The sequence below is a fragment of the Tissierellales bacterium genome (assembly GCA_035301805.1).
GTDB lineage: Bacteria > Bacillota > Clostridia > Tissierellales > DATGTQ01 > DATGTQ01.
The window spans coordinates 1-6,682 of the sequence record DATGTQ010000085.1; the positions used below are offsets into that span (position 1 = coordinate 1).

General features: G+C 29.8%; 5 protein-coding genes. All 5 read left to right on the forward strand.

The window, feature by feature from the left end:
• Positions 1-328: 328 nt before the first annotated feature.
• The gene (locus VK071_03910; protein HLR34459.1) at positions 329-2,461 is read left to right on the forward strand and encodes an adenosylcobalamin-dependent ribonucleoside-diphosphate reductase; all 2,133 of its coding nucleotides are present in this window, start codon (positions 329-331) and stop codon (positions 2,459-2,461) included.
• A 60-nt stretch (positions 2,462-2,521) separates the two neighbouring features.
• The gene (locus VK071_03915; GenBank protein ID HLR34460.1) at positions 2,522-3,724 is read left to right on the forward strand and encodes an alpha/beta fold hydrolase; all 1,203 of its coding nucleotides are present in this window, start codon (positions 2,522-2,524) and stop codon (positions 3,722-3,724) included.
• A 98-nt stretch (positions 3,725-3,822) separates the two neighbouring features.
• A complete protein-coding gene (locus tag VK071_03920; protein HLR34461.1) occupies positions 3,823-4,395 on the forward strand; it encodes an HD domain-containing protein in 573 nt (190 codons plus the stop codon).
• A 58-nt stretch (positions 4,396-4,453) separates the two neighbouring features.
• Positions 4,454-5,578, forward strand: a complete 1,125-nt coding sequence (locus tag VK071_03925; GenBank protein ID HLR34462.1) for a hypothetical protein — start codon at positions 4,454-4,456, stop codon at positions 5,576-5,578.
• Positions 5,579-5,684: 106 nt separating this feature from the next.
• Entirely contained in the window at positions 5,685-6,494 is an 810-nt protein-coding gene (gene proC / locus VK071_03930) for a pyrroline-5-carboxylate reductase (GenBank protein ID HLR34463.1), read from the forward strand.
• Positions 6,495-6,682 lie beyond the last annotated feature (188 nt).

Below are 6,682 nucleotides of genomic sequence, written 5' to 3' on the forward strand. Positions count from 1 at the left end.
ACTTAAAAAAAGTTATGGAATTGATGACCATTTAAAGCTTCACAATAAGTATATTTAATGGGCGTAAAGGTTACTTTAAAGAAGAAGGTTTTCTATTGGAGATAATTAGAACTTTTCATTTTAAAATTAATAAAAAGGGTAACGTCATATATGGATGTGATGGACAAGATAGGTATCAATATCTAAAATCTTTGTAATAATATGTCTAAGAATAGTGAGAACAATTTTGATTTTTATTTTGATTTTGCCATAAGCTTATGATAGATTGTATATATGTAGTAGATAAAACAATAAAGCATACTATATACAGATGTAGGAGGGGAAGTTTATGTTAAAGGTAGAAAAGAGAAATGGGGCTATTGTAAAATTTGAAGGAGATAAAATAGTTAAAGCTATTAGCAAAGCTATGGCTGAAACTGATATTGGGGTTGATGAATCATTATCTGAAGAGATTGCTGATAGAGCTTTTAACAGTTTTAAAAGTTTAGATATAGTAAATATTGAAAAAATTCAAGATTTTGTTGAAATTGAACTAATGAGAGCTAGACCCGATGTAGCAAAAAAATATATTTTATATAGGGATGAAAGAGCTAGGCTTAGAAAACATGGTTGGGAAATGACAGATTTACAAAGAGATATTTATGAAAAAAAATATAGATTTGAATACGAGGATTTTGATGGGTTTTTAACTAGAGTTAGCGGTGGGAATAATTTTATAAAAAAGGCAATAAAAGATAAAAAATTTATGCCTGCAGGAAGAATATTAGCAGGAAGGGGACTAGATAAGCACGGTAGAAAGATAACCCTAAGTAATTGTTATGTCATGCCTAAGGTAGAGGACAATATAGAAGCTATATTTGACACTGCTAAATATATGGCTAGAACTTATTCTTATGGTGGTGGAGTAGGTCTTACCCTGTCGAATTTAAGACCGAAGGGAGCTAAAGTAAATAATGCTGCAAATACTACTACAGGAGCAGTTTCTTTTATGGATCTTTACTCATTAGTTACTGGATTAATTGGTATGAAAGGTAGGCGAGGGGCACTCATGCTTAACTTGTATTCTAATCATCCAGATATTGAAGAGTTTATTGATGTTAAAAACTCCTTAGATAAGGTAAACTATGCTAATATATCAGTTAATATAGATGATAATTTTATGAAAGCCGTTGAGGAAGACAGGGAATATGAATTATACTTTAAAGTTCAAGCTACTGGTGAAGTAATTTCTAAAAAAGTTAGTGCTAAAGAAATGTTTAGGAAATTAGCCGAGAACAATTGGAATATGGCAGAGCCTGGTATATTGTATACAGGTCGTATAAATTCATGGCATTTAATGAGTGAAGATGAAAGCTTTGAGTTTGCTGGAGTAAATCCTTGTGCAGAAGAGCCTCTGCCTGCTTTTGGTAGTTGTAATTTATCTTCTATTAATCTAAGTGAATTTGTTAGAAATGAGTTTACGGAAGATGCAAAGTTCGAATTTAAAAGATTTGGCGAAATGGTAAGAGAAGGAGTTATATATTTAAATGAAGTATTGGATGAGAATATGAATCTTCATCCATTGGAACAACAAAGGGAAATGTCTAAGGAATTAAGACAGATAGGATTAGGTATTATGGGTGTAGCAGATATGTTTATTAAAATGGGAGTAAAATATGGTAGTGATGAATCTATAGATTTAATTCATCAAATAGGGAAAGTATTAGTAAACGAAGCCTTAAGACAATCGGCTTTATTAGGGAAAGAATATGGACCATTCCCTAGATATAATGAGGAGGCTATATTAAATTCACCATTTTTATTATCTAATGCCAATGAAGATGTATTAGAACTAATCAAAAGATATGGACTTAGAAATAGCCAGCTTTTAACTATAGCACCTACTGGAAGTATATCTACTTTAATTGGTTGTAGCAATGGAGTGGAACCAATATTTCAAACATCATATACTAGGAAGTCAGAATCTTTGCACCATGAAGATACTTATTATAAGGTATTTACTCCAATAGTTAAGGAATATATGGATAAAAATAATCTGTCTAAAGAAGAAGATTTACCAGATTTTTTTGTAACTACTTCAACATTAAATTATAAAGATAGAATAAAAGTTCAAGCGGCTTGGCAACAGTATATTGATGCTAGTATATCTTCTACAGTTAATGTTCCTAATAAATTTACTGTAGAAGAGGTGGAAGATTTATATATTTATGCCTGGGAGAAAGAGCTTAAAGGTATTACAATATATAGGGATGGTTGTGCTAGAGAGGGAATACTGATTACCAATAAAGATAATTTAAGTCCAATGGAAAAGATTGAAGAATTACAAAGGGAAATTGACGAATTAGCAGCAGAACAAATGAAAGAAGATCCCGATACATGTCCAATGTGCGGAGGAACTTTAATCCATAGCGGAGGCTGTGCAGAATGTCAAGACTGTGGATATAGCCCTTGCTCAATATAAAATAGAACATTTCATAAATTAAATGAATATCCTGGTATAAAGGCGAAAGGAGGGGTTATGATGGATTATCCTATAGTTTTTGTACCAGGACTATTTGGTTCTTTAGGTAACGATGTAATAAAGGGAACTGGAGATTTTTCCTTTGGATTTGCTGAAAGGGTTTACACCCCGTTTATAGAAATATTAAATTCTATGGGGTATGAAGAAGGTGTAGATTTATTTATCTCCCATTATGATTGGAAAAAATCAGTATTAGATTCAGTAGAAAAATATTTATTTTCAGATGTAGAAAAAGCTAAAAAGAAAACAGGAAAAGATAAAGTAATAATTATAGGACATAGTTTAGGGGGATTATTGGGAAGAGCATATATGAGCTATTTCAACCCCTATTCTGTTGAAAAACTAATTATGATAGGAACCCCAAACTTAGGTGCTATAAATGCTTATTATTTCTGGAGCGGGGGGGAGGTTCCTTATTCAAAGGTAGAGGATAATCTCCTCTATAACGGATTAAAATTGGGGTTCATACTTTATTATGATTTATTTAAGGATGCTAATCATATAGAAGCTCTGAGAGGTATGTTTCCTGTTGCTAAGGATTTATTGCCTAGTTATGGATATGGGGATTATTTATTTTGGGAAGATAATAGGATTAAAAAGGGTGTTTCCATTGAGGGTATGTCTATTAATAATAGTTTTCTAAATGGGTTAGAAAATAGACCTGTAGATCAAAGTAAATTATTTATTATAAGTGGAAAAGGAAGTTATACGAATAAGGAATTTATAGTAGATATAAATAGGAAAGGTAGAAGAAAAATAAAATGGGCAGATGGGAAACCTATAAATATATATAAAACAAACTATGGTGACGGTACTGTAACCACCCGTAGTACAATAGGCCATCTAGGTGGTAATAAAATAATTCTAGAGGGGAATCACACTGACATATTGTATAAATCCAAGGAACATTTATCATCTATTTTAGGTAGACCTTTAATGAAGGAGGTTAAAGAAGAGAAAATAGAAAAAGTATATATTATTTTAACAGAAAATTGTGATAGAATAAATATTAATACTTCAACGGCTAATATAATATCCAATAGAAATATAGAAATTATTGATAGTAGGGTCCAGGCTGTAAATTTAGCAGAAAATACTTTTGGAATTATGGTTGCAGGAGATGAAGATTTAAAGGTTGAGATAGATGCGAAACCAGTTAGAAGAAGAAGGCCAAAGGTTTACAGAACAGTTATAGGGAAGTAAAAATGCAGAGCCTTATTGATATCATTAGATTATAAAGGGTGATTTTCTGCATGGATGATTATTTAAAATTTAAAATTACAGGTGATTTTTAGGAAGATATTAAAGTATATTTCTTAAAGTATGATAAGCAAGATGTATATGGACATACACTAAATGTTATTGAAGAACTATATAATATTCAACAACAATTTGGATATATTGAGGAAGGGAGTGAAGTAGCCTGTTATTGTCATGATTTAGGACGGGTAGTTCAAAATAACCACATAATTCGATTTTGTATAGAAAATAACATTCATATTTGTGAAGAGGAAAAACAAGTACCTTCTATTTTGCATCAGAAGGTATCGGCCTTTATTGCAGAAAAAGTATTTAATATAAAAAATAGAATTATATTGGAAGCTATAGGATATCATACAACTTCAAGAAAAAATCCTAGTATTACAGAAATTGAAGTATTTTTGGCAGATAAACTTAGCTGGAAAGCAGATTGGTCTAGAAAATTAGTACGTGAAATTAGAGAAGCATTAAAAGATTCAAAGGAAAAAGCAATCTTTCACTATTTATCCTATTTAAATAGTAACAAGGAGAATCTTCAATTATTTCATAAAGATTCTATGGAAGCTTATTATTATTTTAAGCGAAATAATGTTAATGAATATATTCTTAAATAATATTATACTTATGTAATTTATATTCTTCTAATAGTTTATATAGTTTATAAAAAGGAGGGTGTTAGTTATTATTAAGATAATGGATAGACTAGAGAGATTGATTAACTCAGTAAAATTTACTCAGTTATGGGAAGGTTTTACTAAGAAAAAATTTGCTGTCTATAAAGAGAAAATTTTTTTTATTAATGATAACTGTAATATTAATTTAGATCTAAAAAAGAAAAATGATTGCTATATTGGGATAGTAGATGAAAGATTTATAGGAAATACAGCAATAAAAATTGATGATGAATATATTGCAATATGGAACTATAAAACCATATCTAAAAATATAAATGATGCTAAATTAGCCTCATTATTAATTCATGAAATGTTTCATTGTTTTCAGTACGAAAATAATGAGAAAAGGTTTCCAAATGAACTACAAGGGTTAGATTATCCTATTACTAAAGAAAATATAAGTCTGCGTATGCTAGAAAGAAAATATCTTATGGATAGTGTCTTTGAAAAAGATGAACGAAAAAGAAAAGAATATCTATCAAATTATTTTAGTCTAAGAACTAAAAGAGAAAAATTAATAGGTGACTTTATTAAATATGAAAAAGCAATAGAAAGCGTTGAAGGAACAGCGGTGTACGTGGAATTTAAAGCCTATGATCAATTAGTTAAAGATAGTAATAATAAGATCTTAAAAGATTTAATAAAAGGCTTTACAGATATTAACCAGCGGAATTTAAAGGTTAGACATAGTACTTATAATCAAGGATTATTGCTAGGTTTAATAGCAGATAAATATATTTCAAATTGGACTAGCAAATTTATGATTAGCCAATTATACTTAAGTGATTTTGTATTTAATGAATTAAATATTTTAGATATTGAAGTGTGTGATTATAATGATATAGACTATAAACAAGAAGAAATAGAAGAATGTATTATAAAATGGAATAAAGATAGGGATTTTGTTTTTGAGGAATTTGAAAAGAACAATAAAGGGAATATTTTAGAAGAAGGTTTTGAAATTACAGCTTTTGATCCTATGAATGTAATAAAAATAGAAAATGTAATTATACATAAAAAATTTTTAAGAATAAAATCAAATGGTAAAGAACAAGTATTAAAAGGACCTATAAAAACAATTATCGGTGAGAATATATTTGATGTAAAAAAAATAGAGTGGTAGGTATTAATATAATTTAAATTATATTGCATTGGTTTAACTTATAGATGATGAAGATGCAAAGCATTAAAAAGTTTGTAGAAATAGGACATAAAAAAGGAGAATTTATATGAATAAGACAATTGGTTTCATTGGAGCAGGAAATATGGCAAAGGCAATAATAGGTGGTATTATTAATTCTAAACTAATTCCATCTAATAATATATTTGTTTCTAATCCATCAGATGAAAAATTAATAGATTTAAAAAATACATATAAAGTTAAAATTACTAATGATAATATAAAGGTTGCAAAATCCGCTAATATATTATTTTTATCAGTAAAGCCAGATAAATACTCGGAAGTTATAGAAGAGATTAAAGATGAAGTAAAAGAAGATGTAATAGTCGTAACAATAGCGGCAGGAATAGATATTGCAACTACCCAGAAGGAATTTAGTAAGAATATAAAAGTTGTGAGGGCTATGCCTAACACTCCGGCTTTAGTAGGAGAAGGTATGACTGCATTGATGCCAAGTAATGAAATTACTGATATAGAATTTGAGGAAGTAAAATCAATATTTGAAAGTTTTGGGAAAGCGGAAGTTATGGATGAAAGTTTAATTCATGCCTTTACCTCCATAAGTGGATCTTCACCTGCTTATGTATTTATGTTTATTGAAGCTTTGGCAGATGGTGGAGTACTACAGGGCATGCCTAGAGAGAAAGCTTATAAATTTGCTTCTCAAGCAGTATTAGGGTCAGCAAAGATGGTTTTAGAAACAGGTATTCACCCTGGAGAATTAAAAGATATGGTTTGTTCACCAGCTGGAACTACTATAGAAGCAGTAGAAGCCCTTGAAGAGACAAAATTTAGACATAGTATTATGTCTGCTGTAAGAAAGTGTAGTGAAAAATCACAAAGAATGTCAGAAAAGTGAGTCGTTGAAGGCCGTCCCCTTGACCCACATTCTGAGTCAGTGGGGATGGTCCGAGACCACTGAAAAAGTCCAGTTTAAATTTCTCATTTAGTCATTAAATTGCTACTTTCTTGTAAAATATTAAATATAACTTAGAAACATCAAGAAACGAAGACATTTTAGAGGATAGTATGCTTGCTATCCTCTTT